Raw genomic sequence first — 22,505 nt, 5'->3', positions numbered from 1 at the left:
TGCAATTAATTTTTTTGAGGTTTTACAACCAGCACAGGTACATTCACCTTGTGCCTAACCGAATCAACGGTTGTGCCAAATATCAGATCTTTTAAAGCCTTGTGCCCATGCGAGCCCATCACCAGAAAATCTATTTTAGTGTCTTTAACAATTTGCGCTATAGATGTTGCCGGGCCCCCGTAACCAATTTTGGCCTCGGCCTTATAACCTAATTTAATTAGGGTGGCTATATATTTTTCAAGATTATCTACATCGCTTTGTGTTTCGCTATCCATTACCTGTTTGCCATAATAACGCGCACCAGCGGTTTCTACCACATGGATGAGGTTATAATGTGCTTTTTTACCGCCCTGCATTAAAGCGTGACGTATGGTGTCCTGGTCGTTCTTAGAAAAATCTATAGTGATACCTATATTGTTATAGCTTACCGCATCCAGGTTATCTAAAACTTCGGCAATGCCATGTGGTACATATATCTTCTGGCTGGTATGTTTATAAAGTATAGGCCTTATGAAAACATAAACAAGCAATAAACCTACAGCCACGGCAATAGGCGATATTACGTAATGAACAAGGTTTGCTGAGCCCGGGCTTGCGGCGGCCCATGTTGCAATTTCCTGTATTACCAGCCTTACGTTTAGCCCAACTATTAATGTCGCAAATATCCAGGCAAGTATCCTGAGCGGTAGTTTGGTTGCAAAGTTTCCCATTCGTTTTTTATCTGACGTAAAGTGAATAAGCGGGATAATGGCAAAGCCCAATTGCAGGCTCAATATTACCTGGCTTAATATCAGTAATTTACCCAAACCTTCTTCGCCAAAATGCAGAATGGTAAAAAATGCAGGTATAATAGCCAGTAATCGCGTTAGCAAACGGCGTAACCACGGGGCAATACGCAGGTTAAGATGGCCCTCCATAATTATTTGCCCTGCAAGGGTGCCGGTAACGGTAGAGCTTTGCCCGGCGGCGATAAGCGCTATAGCAAACAAGGCGGGTGCCAGCTTCCCGAATATATTGGTCAATAATTTGTGTGCATCCTGTATCTCGGCAACCTCATGGTAACCACGGCCAAAAAATGCACTGGCAGCCAATATCAATATAGCGGCATTCACAAAAAAGGCAAGGTTAAGCGCAATGGTAGTATCCCAAAAGTTATATCTAATGGCACTTTTTATACCCTCTTCAGACCTGTCGATCTTACGTGTTTGCACCAATGACGAATGCAGATATAGGTTATGCGGCATTACGGTTGCGCCAATAATACCTATTGCAATGTACAGGGAGGTGTTATTTAATTTAGTAGGTATAAAGCCTTTGGCAATGTCAATAACACTTGGTTGTACAATAAACATCTGCACCAAAAATGCCAAACCAACTATAAATATCAGGGAAATAATAAACCCTTCCAGTTTGCGCATGCCCTTATTTAATAAGAAAAGCAGCAGCAAAGTATCAAACAGGGTAATAGATACACCCCATATCAGCGGCAAGCCAAACAACAGGTTTAAACCTATGGCCATACCAATAATTTCGGCCAAATCGCAGGCTATAATGGCTATTTGTGCCAATATATAAAGGCAGAAATTGATAAAACGCGGATAGGTGCGTTTTGACGCCTGTGCCAGGTCAAGCCCGCGCACTATGCCTAATCTTACAGCCAGGTTTTGCAAAAGCAATGCTATCATATTTGATAATAGCAATACCCATATCAGCCTGTATCCAAACTGGCTGCCCGCAGCCAGGTCTGTTGCCCAGTTACCCGGGTCCATATAGCCCACACTTACCAGATAGGCAGGACCCAGGAAAGACAGCAACCTGCGCCAGCCTGTTTTGCCTTCGGTGATCACGGTATTGTGTACGTTGCCTAACGAGTGGTTGTCATACTGTTGTATCATAAGGCTATTAGCAGGTTATTGGCCACGTCGCGGCTTATTTGTAAATCTTTGTTATTCATTTGCAGCACTACTGTATTGTCGTATGTAATTATCTCTTTGATCGTTATTTTTTTACCTATGGTGAGGCCTTGCTTCTCCAGGTATTGTAAAAATGCCGAAGAGTGGTCCCTAACTCCCGATATTATCCCGCAGGTATTAACATCAACTGTTGAAATTGCTTTTAGATCGTTTGTTTTAAAATTACCATTGCAATCGGGGATAGGGTCGCCATGCGGGTCGCGGGTGGGGAAGCCCATAAATTCGTCCAGGCGGTCAATCAATTCGTTCGAAGAGATATGTTCCATCTCTTCGGCCATCTCGTGTACCTCATCCCATTTAAAGTGAAGCTTCTCTACCAAAAAATATTCCCAAAGCCGGTGCCTGCGAATAATGTTGACTGCAACTTTTTCGCCGGTTTGTGTTAAACTTACGCCCTGATAACGGGTATAATTTATCAAAAGCTTGTCGGCAAGCTTCCTTAACATGTCTGTAACCGACGATGCTTTGGTTGCTAATTCCGCTGCAATTTGATTGGTGCTAACATTTTCGGCTATCAGCGATAGCTTATAAATGGCTTTTAAATAGTTTTCTTCGGCTAAAGTATGCATTTATACAAATCTAATAATTTTTTTAGACTTGTCTAAAAATACAAATAAAAAAGTAATAAGTTTTGTTGAAATAGTTTTTAAAAAAATTATATTTTGTGAGATACAGAATGCTTTATATTTGCACGTACCATGGCTCAAGAATTAGACAAAATAGACCTTCAGATACTAAAAATTTTACAGGAGAACGGCCGCATAACAAATTTGCAGCTTTCAAATGAAATTGGCTTATCGCCTGCACCCACCTTAGAGCGTGTGCGCAAGTTAGAAAATGCAGAGTATATAAAAAGTTACCATGCCCTTGTTGACGAGGAAAAACTCGGCTTAGGCATAAAAACCTTTATACAGATCTCGTTGGATTTTCATCAGAAGAATACGATCCAAACTTTTTTGGATGAGATACAAAGTATAAAAGAGGTAACCGAGTGCCATCACGTAACCGGCCAGTGCGATTTTCTGCTGAAAGTATACGTGCGCGATATTAAATCGTACGAGCAATTGATAATGGAGAAGATCAGCCGCATCACCGTGGTTAAAACCTTCCAAACCATGATGATCATGAGCACCAGTAAAAAAGAACCAATAGTACCGTTGGAATACTAAGTAGAGACACAAGACTTTTAGAGCCAGGAATCAAGAAGGAATGTTCTTTGATCCCTGGCTTTTTTTTGTCTCGTATTTTTATTGTTGTGCTTTAAAAATATGCTGTAACAATTATCATTTTGGTTTGGTCTAAACAGCAATGAAACTTAAAAACCTGCCTTGGGTCCCATTCGCGTTTTTTGCTATTGCTGTCGGCCTTTATCCCTTACTTTATTTTTTTGTTGATATGCGGTCTAATGGTTTGTTGCAGTCAAAACCAAAAGCCATACTGGATAGTGGTATTTGGAACACAGCTTTTTATATTCACATTATTTTCGGCGGGATAGCTCTTTTAACAGGATGGACGCAATTTAGCGCCCGCTTGCGCCGGAGCTATTTACAGATACATCGGTTTGTGGGCAAAATATATGTTATTGCGGTAGCCATGAGCAGTATTGCAGGCTTATACATCGCGTTTTTTGCTACGGGTGGGCTGGTTTGTGTATTGGGTTTTGGCTCGTTAGCCATCATCTGGTTAATTAGTGATGTAAAGGCATACAGTACTATCAGACAGGGCCAGATCAGTCAACACCAAAATTGGATGATCTGCAATTACGCGCTCACGTTTGCAGCTGTTACCTTGCGTATCTGGTTGCCGTTGTTATCGGCTTTTGTGTTTCATGATTTCATCCCGGCATATCGCGTTGTTTCCTGGTTATGCTGGGTGCCTAATCTTATTATCGCGTTTATTATTGTAAGTAAAAGAAATGATGTCCCTGTTTTGGTAAATCAGCACGCTTAAAGTAAATAAATGTTATATCAGCACATTACAGTTGCCAGTCAATCGGCTGTTTACCTTGTTTAATTAAAAAGTCGTTTGTTTTTGAAAATGGCTTTGATCCAAAAAAGCCGCCATGGCTTACGGCAAGGGGAGATGGGTGCGTAGATTTTATGATCAGGTGATTGTTATGTTCATTTATCAACACGCTTTTTGATTGCGCATAAGCCCCCCATAGGATAAACACCAGGCCTTTTTTCTCGTCAGACAGTTTTTTGATAGCTGCATCTGTAAACTTCTCCCAACCTTTTTTCTGATGTGAACCTGCTGTTGCTGATCTTACAGTTAATGTAGCATTTAGTAATAATACACCTTGCTGAGCCCATTTTGTCAGGTCGCCGGTTTGGGGGGTGGTAAAACCGGGGATATCGGTAGATAACTCTTTATATATATTTCGTAACGATGGCGGTGCCGGAACTCCTTTTTGTACAGAAAAAGATAGGCCATGCGCCTGGTTTGGCCCGTGGTAAGGGTCTTGCCCTATTATAACCACCTTTACATCATCAAATGGGGTTGTGTTAAAAGCGTTGAATATATCGGCGTTTCTGGGGTAAATGGTATGTCCTGCTTCTTTTTCCTGTTTTAAAAAATTCTTAAGTTCAACCATGTAGGGTTTTTGAAATTCTTCGTCCAGTGCTTTTTTCCACGATGGTTCTAATTCTCCTGCCATAAATATTAATACTGATGTTTTATTTAGCTTACAAATAACGATATTTGCAACCTGTTTTTATACTAATACAAATTATGTCAAATATAGTTAGGTTAATTATTGCCTGTGTTATGATGGGCGCCGGTGTTACACTGTGCGGCTTTGGTTTTTGGGGCTGGGGGATCACTTTGTTTTTATTAGGTGGCATTGTACTGCTTACCTTCTTTTTTAACGAAAACATGCTGCTTGCGCAATTTTACCTGCGTAAAGAAAACTCTGAAAAAGCCGAAGCAGCGCTTGCAAAAATTACCAATTACGAAAAGCAATTATATAAGAGCCAGCACGGCTACTATAACCTGTTAATAGGTTTAATAGAATCGCGCACGGCGCCTTTAAAATCAGAAAAATACTTCAAGAAAGCGCTTCAATTAGGAATGGGCATGTCGCACAATATCGCGCTGGCCAAATTAAGCCTGGCAGGTATTGCAATGGCAAAACGCAACAAACGCGAAGCCGAAATATATTTAAAAGAAGCCGCTAAGGAAGACAAGAACAAATTGCTTGCCGATCAGATAAAAATGATGAAGGGCCAAATGGCACAGATGGATAAGCAGCAGGTAATACGCGGCGGTTTCCGTCAAAAATTCTAAGAAGAATAGATCGTAAGAAGCTTTTATTTCTCGTCGAGGCTGCTGAAATAATCAGGCTCTGATGAGTGATTTAAATTTGGTCTGTCGGCAATTGGTGCGTCGCTATAATAGTAAGCATCATCATCGCTTTTGCTTTTTGCAGGCTTTGATACTTCAACTATTTTTAACAGGCTGCGGATAAATGACAGGTCGAAATTACTCCTGTTCAGTTTTATCAGATATTCGTTTTCGGTTATCTCAAGGATTGAATTTGTCATGACATTCATTTATAGTGTGTTCGGTATAAAACTAAACAACAACTATTAAACGCAGGTTGTATTCTCTTTATGATTTTGTTAAGGAATTGTGAATAAAAGCATTATAACAAGTTTAAACTACAGGTATTTATTTGTTTTTAAAAACTTAATCCAAACGTTATAGCCACGCTTGTTAAGATGAAGGCCATCAGGGTCTGCATACTTTGTATCGAGCTTGCCATTTTTATCCTTAAGCTCGTTTTTCAAATCAATATAAGTATAGCTGTTACCTTTGGCATTTTGTTTTAACTGATTGTCGAGAGCGTTTATCAGATGGTTTTTGTTGAAGGAATCCGGATAATCATTTTTGGCGTTATCATTTGTAGGTAAAATGCTGGCAACGTATATTTTTGTTCCTGGTGATTGTGCATGTACCCGCTCAATAATCAATAAAATATTTTTTACTACGATTTGCAAAGGGATATTTTGAGCGACATCATTTATTCCGATCTCAATAAAAAGCTTCGCCGGCTGGCGAATTATAACATCATTTAAGCGGACTAAAACACCATGGGTATTGTCGCCTGCAATCCCCCTGTTAATTACACTCGAATCATTCAAAAGCTTTTTCCAATCCCCAAATTGTGTTATGCTATTTCCTAAGAGTATAATTTTACCTTTTATTACCGGTTCGCTGTTGAAAATAGCTATCCGTTTTTTGTAATATTCCTTTGCATACTGAATGGTGTCATAGGTCAGGTTTTGGCCAATTGCTGCAATTGATATCAAACTAAAAAAAAGTATAAAGACGATCTTTCTCATAAAGGTTTTTTTTTATCTACGGATTGGTGCAAAACTATACTTCAGGAATGCCCGGCATTGTGCAGAAATGCTCAAAATAGAATGCTTAATTGCGATAATGAATTGAAGTAGCGCCCGTATACCTCATAATTGCTTAACTTAGCGTAACCAATTCAGGATTAATCAGATATAAGCAACAAGCCACATGTATTTCACCAGCCTTCCCGATCATACTAAGCCCGGGTTTGATGAACGGTCGCATTTTAGCAAATTCAAAAAGCATAATATTATTTTTAATGCATTGAGCCGCTATAGTAATTGCGATCATCATGTTGGCTGCCTTTCCTTTAAAACCGTACTGAGCGGCGAAGAGTGGTATGGGATAGGCAATCGTAGGCTTGCCGTTAGGCCGGGGCAATTCCTGGTGATGAATGATGATCAACCTTATTCATGCCGTATAGATAATGGCGAAAGCGCGCGAATACTTTCTGTCTTTTTTGAAAAAGACTTTGCATCTTCAGTGTTTAGGGATGTATTGGGCAGAGAAGAACACCTGCTTGATGATCCTTTTATAATTGGCGGCGATACCCCCGAGTTCTTTCAGACCTTGAATGATATTGATCCTAACTTGCAGATGCAATTGCACAAGCTTATTTCTTCTCTTAATGGTAAGGGGTACGATAGCTGGGTAGTTGATGAGCATTTGGTTTTTATATTGAGCAATTTGATCCGGATGCATTTATCAGCATCAAAACAGGTGAAAAATGTAAATGCGGTTAAGCCAAATACCAAAACCGAAATATACAAGCGCTTATGTATCGCTAAGGATATGCTGCAATCTTCTTATATGGATAAAGCCGATTTGAACGCGATAAGCAATATGGCCTGTTTATCTATTCCTCAATTAGTAAGGCAATTCAAATTTGTTTTCCAGGTTACTCCGCATCAATACCTCATCAGGATCCGGCTGCAACGGGCCGCGGAACTATTGAAACATACAGACAAGCCCATACACGAGATAACCTGGAGGTGTGGTTTTGAAAATTTCAGCGCTTTTTGCCGTGCATTTAAATCGGAATATGGGGTACAGCCGGGCCATTTCAGAAAAATGTGTTGAAAGCGGGTGAAGTATTCTAAACAGCAAATATTATAACCACAGAGGTCACAAAGAAAAACCACAAAGAGCACAGCGATTGTTTTCACTCTGTGCTCTTTGTGGTTTATGAGGTTTGATAATCCTCAGTGTTCTCTGTGGTAAATATTGAAATTATTCAAACCAGGCCATTACCGTTTCTTTTACGGGCATGGTAATGTCAAGCTTTAATTTTTTACGCATTCCGCCAAGGTCGTTAAAAACCTTGTTGGGGTTACCGGCTTTAAGCTCCTCCACAGTGTTGAAGCCCATTTTATTAAGAACAGGTACCCACTCGGCAGGTACGCCAATATTGGTGAAATCTTCTATACTTGGTGCTTTTGCTTTCTTTTCAGGGCGCATCTGCGGGAAGAATAATACCTCCTGTATAGTGCTCTGGTTGGTCATCAGCATCACTAACCTATCAATACCTATACCTAAGCCCGATGTTGGCGGCATACCGTATTCAAGGGCGCGTAAAAAGTCGTCATCCATTGCCATGGCTTCATCATCACCACGACCGGCCAGTATCAATTGTTCTTCTAAGCGTTCGCGCTGATCGATGGGGTCGTTTAGTTCAGAATAAGCGTTCGCTATCTCTTTACCATTTACAAACAACTCAAAACGCTCTACCAGGCCATCTTTGGTGCGGTGCTTTTTGGCAAGCGGCGTCATCTCAATAGGATAGTCCGTAATATAGGTTGGCTGGATCAGGTTATGCTCCACCTTAGCGCTGAAGATCTCGTCTATCAGTTTTCCTTTACCCATGCTGGCATCTACTTCAATGGCAAGATCGGCACATACTTTACGCAGGCCTTCTTCGTCCATGGCAGATACATCTATACCGGTATATTTTAGTATAGAATCGTACATAGAAAGTTTCTCGTACGGGCCTGCAAAGTTTATCTCGTGCTGACCAACATGTACCACAGGGATACCGTGAACGGCTTTAGCAACAGTTTCTAAACACTCTTCCACCATGGCCATCATCCATATATAATCTTTGTAAGCTACATAGATCTCCATGGCGGTAAATTCCGGGTTGTGGGTGCGGTCCATACCCTCGTTACGGAACATTTTACCAAACTCGTAAACACCATCAAAACCGGCAACAATAAGGCGCTTCAGGTAAAGCTCGTTGGCAATACGCAGAAACAGGCCCATATCCAGGGTGTTATGATGTGTAGCAAACGGGCGCGCCGCTGCACCGCCATGCACAGGTTGCAAAATGGGGGTTTCAACCTCCATCCAGCCTTGCGCGTTAAAGTAATTGCGCATACTGCTAATTACTTTAGAGCGGTTAATGAATATGTTTTTGTATTCTGGGTTAACAGTTAAATCAACATAACGCTGGCGGTAACGCATTTCCGGGTCGGTAAAACCGTCGTGAATGGTACCGTCTTCTTCGCGTTTAACAACAGGTAGCGGTTTCAGCGATTTTGAAAGCACAACAAGCTCTTCGGTATGTACCGAGATCTCACCTGTTTGGGTCAAAAAAACATAGCCTTTTATGCCTACGTAATCGCCAATATCTAAAAGCTTTTTAAATACGGTATTGTAAAGCGTTTTATCCTCACCGGGGCAAATGTCATCGCGTTTGATATAGATCTGCACACGACCAGTACTATCCTGAATTTCGGCAAATGAGGCGCTACCCATGATACGGCGCGTCATGATACGACCTGCAATTACAACCTGTTTATACTTATCCGGGTTGGCTTTAAAATTGTCATTAATATCCTGTGCCCACGCGGTCACATCAAAAGCTTCGGCAGGATAGGGGTTTATGCCCAGTTCGCGCAATTTTTGTAACGATTCGCGACGTATAATTTCCTGTTCGGATAGTGCAATACTCATATTGTAAAAGGGTATTTATTAAGGGTGCAAAAATAGGATTTTTAACTTAGATATGAGATGTTAGATATGAGATTTGAGATGCTTTGCCACCAGTTTCATGCAAAGATGTTAATGCGCAAAGTAATTGGCGGGGTCTTTTGCCCGGATTAAAGCAAAATCACTAAATCAATCATTCATTAAATCACTAAATTCGCTCCCATGAATATTAAAGTGATCGCATTTGATGCGGATGATACACTTTGGGTGAACGAACCCTATTTTAGGCAAACAGAAGAACAGTTTTGCATATTGCTGCAGCAGTACGCATCAGAGCACGAACTGGAACGCGAGCTATTAAAAATAGAATTAGCCAACCTTGGGCTTTATGGATACGGTATAAAAGGCTTTATACTATCTATGATAGAGGCCGCCATGAACATCACTCAAAACACCTTAAGCATTGAAGTTGTAGGGCAGATTATAGAATTGGGCAAGCAAATGCTGAACCAGCCTATCGAGCTGCTTGATGGGGTAGAGGAAGTACTGGAGACATTAAAAGGTAAATACCGCTTAGTGGTGGCCACCAAAGGCGACCTGCTTGACCAGGAACGTAAGCTGAAAAAATCGGGACTTAACCCATATTTCCATCATATCGAAATTATGAGCGAGAAGGATGATGCCAATTACCTGAAGCTGATAAAACACCTGGATATACAGCCCGATGAACTGCTGATGGTAGGTAACTCCCTTAAAAGCGATATTATGCCGGTGCTAAACATTGGCGGGCATGCTGTACACGTGCCCTACCACATTACCTGGGCGCATGAGCAAATAGAACACAGTATAGATAATGAACGTTTTAAAAGCGCTGTAACTATAAAGGATATTTTAGCGTACCTGTAAAAAGCATGAAAACAAAAATTGACCTTGATGCCTGGTACCGTACACATCACTTTAAGTTTTTTAATAGTTTCGAAGAACCCTTTTTTGGCGCGACAGTAAACGTTGATGTAACCATTGCTTACCAAAAGGCAAAAGAGCAGGGTGTCTCTTTCTTTTTATACTACCTGCATTGCATATTAAAGGCAGCTAATGCTATTGAGGGGTTCAGGTACCGCATTGAAAACGACGAGGTGTTTTTGTACGACGAAGTGCATGCATCAGCAACTATCAGTCGCCCCGATACCACTTTTGGCTTTTCTTATATAGATTATAAACCTGATCTCGCCGAATTTGTGACTGATGCGCAGCAGGAGATAAAACGTGTACAGGGCACTGTAGGCCTCGAGCTAAGGCCTGTATATAATGTACTGCATGTCTCGGCTATCCCGTGGGTAAATTTTACCGGGTTAACACACGCCCGCAGCTTTACATTTAAGGATAGCATGCCAAAAATATCATTAGGGAAAGTTACGGAGCAGGATGGTAAAAAGAGTATGCCTGTGTCTGTTACCGTGCATCATGGCCTAATGGACGGTCGCCAAATTGGCGAGTTTATCAACCTTTTTCAGGAACTGCTTAATCGGTAACAAAAGCAACTGAATACGATAATAGGACGTATGCTTTATGTACTTGTATCATTGCGCATTATAAAATGTAAATGATATATTTACTTACCACCACCAATTATATATGATGTTTAAAAAGGCCGGCATTTTGCTGATAGTTACCTTAACGCTTTTTTCCTGCAAGAAGGATAAGCCCTTTGTGCCAAATTACGAAAATGGTTTACCCGGCTTATGGGCTCAATTAGGCGATTTCCCGGGAGTGGGGCGTGTGCGGTCATCTGCCTTTACAATAGGTGGCAAGGGCTATATTTTAGGCGGGAATGCTGCAAGCGGTTTTAATTCGCAGCTGATAAATGATTTTTGGGAGTACGACCCTAAAACAAATAAATGGACACGCAAAGCCGATTACCCCGGCCAGGCGGGCGAATATGTTAAGGGCTTTAGTATCAACAATAAAGGTTATGTGGGTACCGGCTATGGTAAAAGGCTGGCTACTCCCGGCGATGACATCCCGCAGAATGATGATTTCTGGGAGTATAACCCGGCTAATGATAAATGGACACGCAAAGCCGATTTTGCAGGCGGTAAAAGGGAAAATGTTATCGCTTTTGAAATTAACGGTATCGGCTATTTGGGCTTAGGTACAAACAACGATTACAGCGAAAATTTTAAGGATTTTTGGAAGTATGAGGCTACCGCAGATAAGTGGACGCGTGTAGCCGATTATCCCGGTAGCGGAAGTTTTGGTGTGGCAGCATTTGCCAGTAACGGTAAGGGATATGCCGGTTTAGGCGGGGCTTCCCCAAGTACAGCCGACAAAGATTTTTGGCAGTATGACCCCATTGCCAACAAGTGGGATAAAAAAGCTGATTACCCGGGCAAGGGCAGGGCTTTTTCCGGTCAGTTTACTATAGGCAGCAAAGGATATGTAGGCTTTGGTTCTACTCTTACAGCAACGGCTGATGATTGGTACGCCTATGATACTGAATTAAATAGCTGGTCAAAAATTACCAATTTTACCGGGCCTATCCGCTATGATCTGGCAAGTTTTGCTATAGATGGTGTCGGTTATATCGGCACAGGCAATCCGGGCCTTTTAAAAGATTTTTGGAAGTATACACCCAGGAAAACCCAATAATGATTACATTTTGTGCTTAAACACGGTGTATATCAACATAGATACGCTGTTGATTAGCGCATGTAATCCCATCCCCCAAAAAAAGCCATTTTTAAAGCGGATGTAGGTTAACATCCAGCCCATACAAAGTTGTGGTATTACAAATAATGGATATATAAATATGATATTCCATTGCAGCGGCGCGTAGTTAAAAATGTGCACCAGCCCAAATACAACAATAGAGGTGATCATTAAACCTGTTTGGAGCCTTTTATTCGGCACCTTAATTTCCGGTAGCGATTTATAAAGGGCAAAATAACCTGCAGCAAATAATGCTACCCTAACCAGGATATTTATAGCTAAATTTTGTTGCGACAGGCCAGGTATTAAACGGGCAAGCACTACCAATGCGAAACCAAAAGCAACAGCAATATGGCTGCGCTTAAACGATAGCGGCAACCTGAATATGCTCTCCTCAATAATTGGCGCCATAATGCAGATGTAGAAAACTACTTGTAAGTAGCCGAATTTTGCAAATAGGCGCGACATCGAGGTTGTGTATTGCTCGTGGATGCTTTTTAGATGCAATACCTGTGTTACCAAATGCTCTGCCAGAAAAGATATAGGTACACTGATAAAGTTTAACAGAAAAATTATCCCGTATATTTTAAACAGTAATATAAATTTATCTTGAAAAGGGCGATCTGTTGACAGCGCAGGATAACTGTTGAGCGCGAAAAATTCTTCTATCATTTAGCTGCCCTGTTGCCGTAGTTATTCCGCATCATCTTCCCAGTTGTACAGGTCATCAATGGCATCGGTGTATTTCTTTTCTATTACTTTGCGTTTGGCTTTAAGGGTAGGGGTTATTTCGCCAGCCTCCATACTAAAAGGTGTACGTTTTACTTTAAAGTTTTTTATCCGCTCAAATTTGGCCAGCTCGTTAGACAGGCGTTTAATGTCCTGACCTATCCAGTCGGTTATCTCCTTATCATCTATAAACAGGTCGGGCTTCTCAAAAAAGTCATCACCCAGTTTAAAGGTTTCCTGCAGTAATTCGCGGCCCGGAACTACTATGGCGGTGATAAATTCGCGCTTATCGCCAATTAAAAATACCTGTTCAATTTTAGGGCTTTTTAAATAGGTGTTCTCTACCGGGGTAGGATAAATATTTTTGCCATATGCATTTACCAGCATGTTTTTTAAACGATCGGTAATTTGCAGGTTACCCCTGTAAAAACGGCCAATATCACCGGTATGGAACCATCCTTCCGCATCAATAACCGCGGCGGTTTCTTCGGGCTTTTTCCAGTAGCCTTTCATCACGCAATGCCCGCGAACAATGATCTCACCCTCTTCCGATTCAAAATTAGGTTTAAAGTTATCGTAGGTTTGCGAGGTGTAGATCTTTTTGGTATCCACATTTTGGATGCCTACTTCAATACCGGGGATAATACGGCCAACGGTACCATAAATAATGCGGTCATTTTCGGTAACAGACATTACCGGCGATGTTTCTGTAAGTCCGAAACCCTCTAATAGTTTTATACCGATATCACCAAAAAACTCACCGATGTTTTTAGGTAGCGCGCCACCGCCCGATAGCAACACTTTTAAACGGCCGCCTGTTTTTTCTTTTATCTTGCTGAAAACCAGCTTGTCTGCCAGTTTCTGTTCGGCGCTTAGTATAAAGCCCGGTTTTTTGCCGGCTTCCTGCACCAAACGGTATTCGCGGCCAATTTTAAGTGCCCAGGTAAATATCTTTGTTTTTATGCCTCCGGCAGATAAGCCATTCTTCATCGCCTTATCGTGGATACGCTCCAGCAGGCGGGGTACGCAGCACATAACGGTAGGTTTAACCTCGGCCATATTACGGGCGAGCAGGTCAAGGCTTTGCGCGAACGCGATGGTACAGCCCTTGTTCATACAAATGTAATAGGTAGCTGTACGCTCAAATACGTGCGATAGCGGTAGAAAGGACAGGAACATGTCAGTCTTTTCTATAATTGGTATCTGCATTAAGCTTACACGGCAGTTCTCCGTTAGGTTACGGTGGGTAAGCATTACCCCCTTAGGCGTACCTGTGGTGCCCGATGTATATATGAGGCAGGAAAGGTCAGATGGCAGGATAGCTTCGCGGGCAGCGTTTATGGCTGTACGTGATTCATCTACAATGGCTAAACCCTCCTCTATAACCCTTTTTAAGCCCACAACACCGGCGTTTAATTGCAGGTCTTCGCTAAACTTTTCAAAGCCCTCAAAAGCGGGTATAATGCGTATAAGCGATGGGCAGTTATTGGCAATTTTTAAAACCTTGCGATGCAGGAAAGGGTTACCGGTAAGAATGGTGCGCGCTTCTGAATCGTTCAGGATGTATTCCATTTCAGCTTCGGACAGGGTAGGGTAAATAGAGGTATTTACCGCGCCAATTTGCTGTAGTGCCTGGTCATAATAAATATAATCGGGGCCGTTCTCAATGATCAGGGCAAGGCGATCGCCCTTTTTAATACCGATGTTCAGGAACCATGCCGATAAGGCATCAATTTTTTCGAGCGCTTGTTTATAGGAGATCTCAACCCAGGTATCTTTTACCTTGTGGATCAAGAATGTATGGTCTTCGGGATGTATGTTCGCTACAATGTTCCGGATTAGCCCCGGTATGGTTGATTGCTGAGCAACGATATTCATTAAGTTTATATATCAGGTTTATATGCTTAACAAAGCTAATTATTTTACATTTAATTATAAACGGCATAATAGCGAAGTATCAACATAAATCTGACCCAGGTTTGACCATCACATTTACATATAATTTTTTAATTGTTTAGCTTGGGTAATTCATTAAATCACTAACTCACTAATTCACTAATTAACAATATGAGAATCATTATCATAGGTGCATCCGGCACATTAGGCAGCAAGGTAACCGCTGCTTTAAAAGATAAGCACGAAGTAATAACGGCAGGCTCAAAAAGCGGCGACCTGCGGGTAGATATTACATCCCCCGAATCTATAGAGGCGTTTTACAAAAAGGCAGGCAACTTTGACGTCTTGGTAAGCGTTACCGGCAGCGGCCATTTTGGCCCCTTAAGCAGCATGACGCCAACCGACTTCAAGAAAGGCATTGACAGCAAACTAATGGGCCAGGTTAACCTGGTGCTGATAGGGCAGCACTACATTAACTCCAAGGGGTCGTTCACGCTTACATCGGGTATATTGGCAACTGACCCGGTGCTATATGGTGCAAACCTGAGCGCGGTTAATGGCGGTCTAAATTCGTTTGTTATAGCGGCAGCCATTGGTTTAGAAAACGGGGTAAGGATAAATGCAATTAGTCCGGGTGTGGTAGAAGATTCGCCGCAATATTTTGATGCCTTCCCGGGGCATGTACCGGTTACTATGGATAGGGTTGTGGCCGGTTATATCCGCAGTGTATTAGGTGCAGGTACCGGGCAGGTTATCGAGATATTTTAGACCTTTATTCTGCTGTTCCATTTTTAATAAGGAAAAAAACAGAACAAGCGGAATACATTGATATTTAGCTATTAAAAACAGGCGAAAAAAGGCGTTTTTTGGCGGGTAATTGTTTCATTTTGGGCGTTGCCTTCGGCCAGGCTTTACACTCATACTGCACAGGCATTAGCCACAAGGCCGGTACCCGCTCCAATCCTTAACGCGGAATTGCCTGAACCATGAGTTACCTGATTATAAGGAGATGTGTGCAAAACATCGCAGGGTCCACGATGTGAGACCCTGCGGCGACGAACCTTCGACATCACTTATTCGTGTTAAAATAAATGGTGTCTTTAGCGTTTGGTCTGATTAGTTTTATTCTTTGATCGCCCTTTTCTTTTATTAAAGTGTCGCCTTTATATATCTTAACATCATTATGCCAGATGGCCCAATATAAATTATATTCCTTATCATGGATGGTAACCAATGGGGTGCCTTGGATATTGTATTTTATTTTTTCGACAGGACCTTTAAAATGCCATCTTTTAACAAGTTTTGATTGAATATTCCTGTTAATATAACCGCTAATTATTAATAAACCAACTACAACGAGGAATATGTAACTCCATAGACTTCTATTTTTAAAACTCATATTATTTACGTTTCCAAAGGGAGGCTAAAAAAAAGGCACATGGCAGCGAAAACCCTTATTTATTATAATTAGGTTGTGTTTTTGTAGGATAGTAAGTGCAGCCCTTATATTGTAAACCCAGGTAGGCTGCGGTATGTTTAAAGGGTACCTCAAAGCCATCGGGGATGGTTGTGTCGGCACCTACGGCTATCATGGAGGCTGATTTGCCCCGTAGTCCGCGGCCCAGATCTTTTTTTATGGTGATCAGATCGGTAAGGCGATCAAAAAACACCTTCATTACACCGCTCATACTATACCAATAAACAGGAGTAGCAAAAATAATATTATTATAGGGTAGGGTTTTGCTGATAATGGCTTCAAATTCATCGCCGGCAGGGTAGTGGCCGTCGTAGTTGTAGTGGGCTATTTTATGATCGAGCAGATCGATCATATCAAACTCGGTTTGCTGTAATGCCTTCCGGGTTATGGCCTCGGTTAGGCTGTTTTTACGGTTACTGCCCAGTATTACAAGCGACCTGTTTTCCATCGTATTTTAACAAAAAAGGTTGACTATATAAATATAATCAACCTTTTTAATATATGCTATTAATAAAATGTTATTAAACCGAGAAACTTTCGCCACAACCACATGTGCGTGTGGCATTTGGGTTATGAAAGTTAAAACCTTTACCGTTTAAGCCATCAGAAAAATCAAGCTCGGTACCGGCCAGGTATAAAAACGATTTCATATCCAGGGCAAAACGTACGCCGCGGTCTTCAAAAAACTGGTCGCCCTTTTTCTCCTCGTTATCAAAATCGAGGTTGTAAGATAAACCAGAGCAGCCGCCACCCTGTACAGATACGCGCAGAAAATACGAAGCATCAAGCCCGCTATCCTGCATCAGGTTATCTATTTTAGCTTTTGCTTTATCAGTTACAGTTACCATATTTTAGATTTGAGATTTGAGATATTAGATTTGAGACAAGCCCAAACGTTTAATCTCAAACATTTTAATAAAAATTAGATGCAAGTATCTCAAATCTCACATCTAATATCTCACATCTTTAATTAGTGATGTGATTTTTCAAGAACAATTGGTTCCATACCGTTTTTAACGCGGAAATCATTGATAGCTGCTTTTATAGCATCTTCTGCTAATACAGAGCAGTGAATTTTTACCGGTGGTAAAGCCAGTTCTTCAACAATATCCATATTGTCAATCTTCATTGCATCGTCAACGCTTTTACCTTTTAGCCACTCTGTAGCTAAAGATGATGAAGCGATTGCCGAACCGCAACCAAAGGTTTTAAATTTAGCATCGGTGATGATGTTGTTATCATCAACCTGAATTTGCAAACGCATAACGTCGCCGCACTCAGGTGCACCAACAAGGCCGGTACCAACCTTGTGGCTGCTCTTATCTAACGTGCCCACATTGCGGGGGTTAGTATAATGGTCAATTACTTTATCTGAATAAGCCATGGCTTTTTAATTTATGAATTAGTGAGTTAGTGAATTATTGATTTTTAACTCTTTATATTTTTTAACTAAGCATCTGCACATTCGCACATCTGCATATTTACACATTTATTAGTGTTCTGCCCACTCAATCGAGTCAAGGTCAATGCCTTCTTTAAACATTTCCCAAAGTGGTGAAAGTTCGCGCAGGTGGTTAACCGATTTCTTGGTTACTTCAATTGCGTAGTCAACTTCCTCTTCGGTAGTAAAGCGGCCAAGGCCAAAACGGATTGATGAGTGTGCAAGGTCGTCAGATAATCCTAAGCTTTTTAATACATAAGATGGCTCTAACGATGCCGATGTACAGGCCGAGCCCGATGATACAGCCAGATCTTTCATGGCCATCATCAAACCTTCGCCCTCAACATATTTGAATGATATATTGGCAACATGCGGTAAGCGGTGCTCTACGTTACCATTCACGTAGCTCTCTTCCAATACAGTTAACGCGTTTTGCAGTTTATCGCGCAGGGCCGAAAGGCGTTTTGCTTCGCTTTCCATTTCCAGGCCGGCAAGCTCGCAAGCTTTACCCAAACCAACAATACCCGGAACGTTCAACGTACCCGAACGCATACCGCGCTCGTGACCGCCACCATCCATTTGTGCTGTTACCTTAACACGCGGGCCTTTACGGCGAACGTATAATGCACCAACACCTTTAGGGCCGTACATTTTATGTGCCGATAGAGCTAAAAGGTCAATACCATCTGCAATAACATTAACAGGTATTTTACCTACTGCCTGTGTAGCATCTGTCATGAACAATGCACCATATTTATGCGCGATAGCGGCAATTTCTTTAACAGGCTGTATAACCCCAATTTCGTTGTTGCCATACATGATAGATACCAGGATGGTTTCGCTGCTCATGGCTGCTTCCAATTCGGCAAGGTCAATTAAACCGTCCTCTTTAACAGGCAGGTAAGTAACACGGCCGCCAAGTTTTTCAACATGTTTGCAGGCATCTAAAACAGCTTTATGTTCGGTAACGGCTGTAATAATATGGTTACCTTTTTCTTTATACATTTCAAACACACCTTTTATTGCAAGGTTGTCAGACTCGGTAGCGCCCGATGTAAAGATGATCTCTTTCTCTGTAGCACCAATAAGTTTTGCAACCTGCTCGCGTGCATAATCAACGCCTTCTTCAGCTACCCATCCAAACGGATGGTTACGGCTTGCCGCATTACCAAACTTTTCGTTAAAGTATGGCAGCATAGCCTCCAGCACCCTCGGATCCATAGGTGTTGTAGCGTTATTATCTAAATAAATTGGGATATTCATGTATTAAAAATTAACAACACAAATATACGCAACTTTTTACTTTTATATCTGCAAACCGCTATAAATTGCATTTACATGCCATTTATTTACAATATTTGGACATGAACAAGATAGAGCATATTGGCATAGCGGTTAACAGTGTTAAGTTAGCAGGAGATATATATGAGCGATTGTTGAACACAACTGTTTATAAAACAGAGGATGTAACCAGCGAAGGGGTTAAAACTGCTTTCCTGCAGGCCGGCCCAAATAAAATAGAACTGCTGGAAGCCACCACCCCCGATAGCCCGATTGCGAAATTTATAGAGAAACACGGCGAAGGTATGCACCATATTGCGTTTGAAGTAACTGATATTGAAGCCGAAATGGCCCGCTTAAAAGCTGAAGGTTTTATTTTACTAAACGATGTGCCCAAACAGGGTGCCGATAACAAATTAGTTTGCTTTGTGCACCCTAAAGTGACTAATGGGGTGCTGATAGAGTTGTGCCAGAGTATCTAGTTGGCAGTTAGCATAGTACTATTCACTCAAAAACGCGAAGACGCAAAATAAAATTTCCGTTTCTGTGGGGCTCTCGTATAGAGGGTTTTGCAGAGGATACCATTTAAAAATATTTGAATAATGACCATAGATGAACAGTTAATAAAATTCGAGACAGATCATAATTTGATTATTCCAGGCGATTTGAAAGAATATTTTAGATCATCAAATATCAAATCGTTAAATGATTACAGTGATTTCTTATTTGAGTTTTATGGTATTGACGAGTTTAAATCTGTAAAAGACGAAGTTGGTGACTACGGTGGGATTCCAGACTACCGGAATATAGTTAATGTATTACCTCAACATGAAAATTGCTTTGTGTTTGCAGAATATATGATACACTCAGGGGTTTACGCTATCAGATTATTTAAAGATAGAGCGGACAAAAACGAAGTTTATGCAATTATAGGGAGTGAATACAAGCAAGTTGCTGATAGTTTTACAGAGTTTATAATCCTTTATAAAGATCGCGGAGAATCTATCTATTTCTAAAAAAGGTCATGGAAAGAAAACTTAACTTTTATATAACTCTATTATTAACTATTGGGCTCATTGGTTGTAGTACGCCAAAAGCCACGAAATTAATGGTAAAGAATTTAAGCATAATTGAAAGAAAGATAAATCGAGATACCACATTAAATCTAAATGAGGTAGAACCAGCTATAATTTTTTTAGAAAACATAACAGGTATTACGTCGCAATCCAATGGTAATTATATATAGTTAGATATCAACCCACCAAAACCGATTATTTGCGATGGTCTAAATGGTTTAACGATAATAGATCAAAGATATATTTCGATAAGGTAGCCAACCAGATTAAGCTAAAGGCTGACTAACGCTTGCGGTAGCAGAGGGTTTTCGCCTTTGTTGGTGCTGTAACCAACAAACCGCATGCAAGGTACTTATGCATAATGTATGATTTTGGCTATAGCCTTATAAGTTTGTTTGTAATCCGTTGACTAAAGCCAACGGCAATGATAAATACAAGCACTTTTTATAAACTTCTCCTTCATAGCCGTCCCATTTATGGGAGTGTAGAGAAATCAGAAAATGGGCTTTAGCCCAAACTTTAATCCTCCGAACACCTTTGCCCGCAACCAACAATGTCGACGAATCGGTAGGTAGTAAACTTTGCACAATGAAACAAGATTTTTGCTATCGCTCAGATGTAGTTTATTCTAGCTGTCGCCCTTTCGAAATGACAAGCGGATTTGGGATGGATTTTAATTTCCGCGAAGCAACAATAAGGTAAAAAGCACGTATAACAGGTAGCTTTTGCAAAAAAGCTACAATAACGATTCGTTGTACACTGCTACTTAAGCCCTTTAAAATGAAAAACTACTTACTCCGCAACATAGCAGGTATACTGGTGATCTCATCCTTTGTGATGTGCACTAAAAGCATAAATAATATTGAAGGACAGGCAAGCGCTGCTGCAGTAGGGGATACCGACGTTCCAAATCGGGCCACTAAAGCCATTTCCGCTTGTACATACACCGTTCAGCCCTCTCAATGGTTTGTTGATGGGACTAATATACCTGCAGGGTCTGTTATATGTATCCCTGCCGGAACACGGGGTGCTTTGTTGCTAAAAAACTTTAAAGGGACAGCCGCAAACCCCATTATCATTACTAATAAGGGCGGTAAAGTAACCTTTTCTGCATCTATTACTGCTTCATACGGGTTTAAAACACAAAATTGCCAGTATTTTAAGATTCTGGGTAACGGTACCGCGGGTATTACCTACGGGTTTAACGTAAATGGCGGCAACATCGGCATGACGATGGACGACCTCAGCTCAGATTTCGAGATAGCGAATGTTGAAGTGCGCAATAGTGGTTTCGCGGGTATCATGGCAAAAACAGATCCAACGTGTGATGTAGCAACCCAGCGCGGCCATTTTACAATGAGAAATGTAAGCCTTCATCATAATTATATTCACAAAACGGGTGGCGAAGGGCTGTACGTAGGAAACTCCTTTTATGCCGAGGGGGTTTCAGCGGCTTGCGGTACTATTTTACCACACGATGTGCTCAATGTTAAGATCTATAAAAACCTGGTTGACTCTACCGGTTGTGAAGGTATCCAGGTTGGCAGCGCTATATCCGGATGTGAGGTTTATAATAATATAGTTAAATCTCCTGGGTTAAAGCCTTTTGCAAGCGGCCAAAATAACGGAATACAAATAGGGGAAGGTACAGGGGGAAAGTGCTATAATAACTTTATAAAAAATGCGCCGGGCAATGGTATTATTGTTTTGGGACTTGGGGATAACCTGGTGTATAACAACTATATTATTAATTCGGGGGAATATGGCATTTTCGCAGATTCCAGATACACCCCGGGGCCTTATTTTAGGTTTATTAATAACACCATCATATACTCTACCCGGGATGGGATAAGATTAAATTCGGTAACCATCCCGATGAATACCGTTATTAATAACGTTTTTATAACCAAAGGGACAGCTATCGCCATAAATCAAATGAACAGCAGTGTTAAGCTTACAGCGTCAAATAATTATGTAAGCAAAGATGTTAACACCTGCAAATTTGTAAATTACAGCGCAAATGATTTTCACTTGCAATCCTCATCCCCACTCATTAATAAGGGGGCAAATGCTTCAGCATATGGTGTAGCTTTAGATTATTTTGGCAAAGCGCGCCCTTCGGGCAGTGCTTATGATATTGGTGCAACGGAGTATTAAATTATTTAGTGAATTAGTGATTTACTGAATTAGTGATTTCGCTATGGCAGAAATACAAATACAACCCCTCCACACCGTGTTAAAAACTTTTTACATACCCATTTCTAATTTTAAAAAGTATTTGTATATTTGCACCTCTTTTATAAGAAAGAAAAGTATACAATAGCAATGAAAAAAGATCTGCATCCATCAAACTATAGGTTAGTTGTTTTCAAGGATATGTCAAACGACTATTCTTTCATAACCAAATCATGCATCGATAGCCGCGAAACCGTAAAATGGGAAGATGGCAACGAGTATCCATTGATCAAATTAGAAATTTCACACACTTCACACCCGTTCTACACAGGTAAAATGAAGTTAGTTGATACAGCCGGACGTATAGACAAGTTCCGTACCCGTTACAACAGAAGCTAAGTGTTTTTTCAATAAAATATTTATAAGTTCCCCGTAAACCGGGGGACTTTTTTTATTTTCGG

Annotated in this window: 25 protein-coding genes; 12 read left to right on the top strand and 13 right to left on the bottom strand. The window is 41.1% G+C overall.

What is annotated here, in order from left to right:
- Positions 1-5: 5 nt before the first annotated feature.
- Positions 6-1,895, bottom strand: coding sequence for an Nramp family divalent metal transporter (locus tag NPE20_RS15910; RefSeq protein WP_256539669.1), 1,890 nt, complete (start codon positions 1,893-1,895; stop codon positions 6-8).
- A complete protein-coding gene (locus NPE20_RS15905) occupies positions 1,892-2,542 on the bottom strand; it encodes a metal-dependent transcriptional regulator (RefSeq protein WP_256539668.1) in 651 nt (216 codons plus the stop codon). Before NPE20_RS15905 ends, NPE20_RS15910 begins: the two co-directional genes overlap by 4 nt.
- A gap of 129 nt (positions 2,543-2,671) precedes the next feature.
- On the opposite strand from NPE20_RS15905, the gene NPE20_RS15900 reads away from it, so the two are divergent.
- Both NPE20_RS15900 and NPE20_RS15895 read left to right on the top strand, forming a co-directional pair.
- Positions 2,672-3,142 (top strand): Lrp/AsnC family transcriptional regulator, encoded by a 471-nt coding sequence (locus tag NPE20_RS15900; protein ID WP_256539667.1) that lies wholly within the window; start codon positions 2,672-2,674, stop codon positions 3,140-3,142.
- A gap of 139 nt (positions 3,143-3,281) precedes the next feature.
- Complete coding sequence (locus tag NPE20_RS15895; protein WP_256539666.1) at positions 3,282-3,923, top strand: DUF2306 domain-containing protein; 642 nt, start codon at positions 3,282-3,284, stop codon at positions 3,921-3,923.
- Between the two features lie 25 nt (positions 3,924-3,948).
- Here NPE20_RS15895 and ung read toward each other — a convergent pair whose 3' ends face one another.
- Complete coding sequence (ung, locus tag NPE20_RS15890; protein WP_256539665.1) at positions 3,949-4,629, bottom strand: uracil-DNA glycosylase; 681 nt, start codon at positions 4,627-4,629, stop codon at positions 3,949-3,951.
- A 74-nt stretch (positions 4,630-4,703) separates the two neighbouring features.
- On the opposite strand from ung, the gene NPE20_RS15885 reads away from it, so the two are divergent.
- On the top strand, positions 4,704-5,258 hold the full coding sequence (locus NPE20_RS15885; RefSeq protein ID WP_256539664.1) for a tetratricopeptide repeat protein: 555 nt from the start codon (positions 4,704-4,706) through the stop codon (positions 5,256-5,258).
- 23 nt (positions 5,259-5,281) lie between these two features.
- Here NPE20_RS15885 and NPE20_RS15880 read toward each other — a convergent pair whose 3' ends face one another.
- Both NPE20_RS15880 and NPE20_RS15875 read right to left on the bottom strand, forming a co-directional pair.
- Positions 5,282-5,515, bottom strand: coding sequence for a hypothetical protein (locus tag NPE20_RS15880; protein WP_256539663.1), 234 nt, complete (start codon positions 5,513-5,515; stop codon positions 5,282-5,284).
- Positions 5,516-5,632: 117 nt separating this feature from the next.
- On the bottom strand, positions 5,633-6,316 hold the full coding sequence (locus tag NPE20_RS15875) for a GDSL-type esterase/lipase family protein (RefSeq protein ID WP_256539662.1): 684 nt from the start codon (positions 6,314-6,316) through the stop codon (positions 5,633-5,635).
- A 184-nt stretch (positions 6,317-6,500) separates the two neighbouring features.
- Here NPE20_RS15875 and NPE20_RS15870 point away from each other — a divergent pair, with 184 nt between their 5' ends.
- A complete protein-coding gene (locus NPE20_RS15870; RefSeq protein ID WP_256539661.1) occupies positions 6,501-7,412 on the top strand; it encodes a helix-turn-helix domain-containing protein in 912 nt (303 codons plus the stop codon).
- A 150-nt stretch (positions 7,413-7,562) separates the two neighbouring features.
- On the opposite strand, the gene lysS is transcribed toward NPE20_RS15870, so the two are convergent.
- Positions 7,563-9,284 (bottom strand): lysine--tRNA ligase, encoded by a 1,722-nt coding sequence (lysS, locus tag NPE20_RS15865; RefSeq protein ID WP_256539660.1) that lies wholly within the window; start codon positions 9,282-9,284, stop codon positions 7,563-7,565.
- Positions 9,285-9,482: 198 nt separating this feature from the next.
- On the opposite strand from lysS, the gene NPE20_RS15860 reads away from it, so the two are divergent.
- The 3 genes from NPE20_RS15860 to NPE20_RS15850 all read left to right on the top strand — a co-directional run bounded on the left by NPE20_RS15860 (position 9,483) and on the right by NPE20_RS15850 (position 11,909).
- A complete protein-coding gene (locus NPE20_RS15860) occupies positions 9,483-10,166 on the top strand; it encodes an HAD family hydrolase (protein WP_256539659.1) in 684 nt (227 codons plus the stop codon).
- 5 nt (positions 10,167-10,171) lie between these two features.
- Complete coding sequence (locus NPE20_RS15855; RefSeq protein WP_256539658.1) at positions 10,172-10,792, top strand: chloramphenicol acetyltransferase; 621 nt, start codon at positions 10,172-10,174, stop codon at positions 10,790-10,792.
- Positions 10,793-10,895: 103 nt separating this feature from the next.
- Positions 10,896-11,909, top strand: a complete 1,014-nt coding sequence (locus NPE20_RS15850; RefSeq protein ID WP_256539657.1) for a Kelch repeat-containing protein — start codon at positions 10,896-10,898, stop codon at positions 11,907-11,909.
- Positions 11,910-11,912: 3 nt separating this feature from the next.
- Here the strand turns inward: NPE20_RS15850 and NPE20_RS15845 are convergent, their stop codons facing one another.
- Together NPE20_RS15845 and NPE20_RS15840 are read right to left on the bottom strand one after the other, a co-directional pair.
- A complete protein-coding gene (locus NPE20_RS15845) occupies positions 11,913-12,641 on the bottom strand; it encodes a CPBP family glutamic-type intramembrane protease (RefSeq protein ID WP_256539655.1) in 729 nt (242 codons plus the stop codon).
- A gap of 21 nt (positions 12,642-12,662) precedes the next feature.
- The gene (locus NPE20_RS15840; protein ID WP_256539654.1) at positions 12,663-14,576 is read right to left on the bottom strand and encodes an AMP-dependent synthetase/ligase; all 1,914 of its coding nucleotides are present in this window, start codon (positions 14,574-14,576) and stop codon (positions 12,663-12,665) included.
- 189 nt (positions 14,577-14,765) lie between these two features.
- Here NPE20_RS15840 and NPE20_RS15835 point away from each other — a divergent pair, with 189 nt between their 5' ends.
- Positions 14,766-15,362 (top strand): short chain dehydrogenase, encoded by a 597-nt coding sequence (locus tag NPE20_RS15835; protein WP_256539653.1) that lies wholly within the window; start codon positions 14,766-14,768, stop codon positions 15,360-15,362.
- 301 nt (positions 15,363-15,663) lie between these two features.
- On the opposite strand, the gene NPE20_RS15830 is transcribed toward NPE20_RS15835, so the two are convergent.
- The 5 genes from NPE20_RS15830 to NPE20_RS15810 form a co-directional block, all read right to left on the bottom strand.
- Positions 15,664-15,993 (bottom strand): hypothetical protein, encoded by a 330-nt coding sequence (locus NPE20_RS15830; protein WP_256539652.1) that lies wholly within the window; start codon positions 15,991-15,993, stop codon positions 15,664-15,666.
- Between the two features lie 55 nt (positions 15,994-16,048).
- A complete protein-coding gene (locus NPE20_RS15825) occupies positions 16,049-16,519 on the bottom strand; it encodes a flavodoxin family protein (protein ID WP_256539651.1) in 471 nt (156 codons plus the stop codon).
- A gap of 73 nt (positions 16,520-16,592) precedes the next feature.
- Positions 16,593-16,919, bottom strand: a complete 327-nt coding sequence (locus NPE20_RS15820; protein ID WP_067059244.1) for a HesB/IscA family protein — start codon at positions 16,917-16,919, stop codon at positions 16,593-16,595.
- Positions 16,920-17,041: 122 nt separating this feature from the next.
- Positions 17,042-17,455 (bottom strand): Fe-S cluster assembly scaffold IscU, encoded by a 414-nt coding sequence (iscU, locus tag NPE20_RS15815; RefSeq protein WP_067192943.1) that lies wholly within the window; start codon positions 17,453-17,455, stop codon positions 17,042-17,044.
- A gap of 108 nt (positions 17,456-17,563) precedes the next feature.
- Positions 17,564-18,775, bottom strand: coding sequence for an IscS subfamily cysteine desulfurase (locus NPE20_RS15810; RefSeq protein WP_256539650.1), 1,212 nt, complete (start codon positions 18,773-18,775; stop codon positions 17,564-17,566).
- Between the two features lie 101 nt (positions 18,776-18,876).
- Here NPE20_RS15810 and mce point away from each other — a divergent pair, with 101 nt between their 5' ends.
- From mce to NPE20_RS15790, 4 genes are all read left to right on the top strand, one after another.
- Entirely contained in the window at positions 18,877-19,275 is a 399-nt protein-coding gene (mce, locus tag NPE20_RS15805; protein WP_256539649.1) for a methylmalonyl-CoA epimerase, read from the top strand.
- Between the two features lie 120 nt (positions 19,276-19,395).
- Positions 19,396-19,809 (top strand): SMI1/KNR4 family protein, encoded by a 414-nt coding sequence (locus tag NPE20_RS15800; RefSeq protein ID WP_256539648.1) that lies wholly within the window; start codon positions 19,396-19,398, stop codon positions 19,807-19,809.
- Positions 19,810-20,649: 840 nt separating this feature from the next.
- Positions 20,650-22,026 carry a right-handed parallel beta-helix repeat-containing protein gene (locus NPE20_RS15795; RefSeq protein WP_256539647.1) on the top strand — a complete coding sequence of 459 codons (1,377 nt, stop codon included), beginning with the start codon at positions 20,650-20,652 and terminating at the stop codon, positions 22,024-22,026.
- A gap of 168 nt (positions 22,027-22,194) precedes the next feature.
- A complete protein-coding gene (locus NPE20_RS15790) occupies positions 22,195-22,443 on the top strand; it encodes a type B 50S ribosomal protein L31 (protein ID WP_256539646.1) in 249 nt (82 codons plus the stop codon).
- Positions 22,444-22,505: the final 62 nt, after the last annotated feature.

It is taken from the genome of Mucilaginibacter aquariorum, assembly GCF_024498135.1.
GTDB lineage: Bacteria > Bacteroidota > Bacteroidia > Sphingobacteriales > Sphingobacteriaceae > Mucilaginibacter > Mucilaginibacter aquariorum.
Note: the sequence above shows the minus strand (reverse complement) of the source record. Positions and strands in the feature narration are given on the sequence as shown.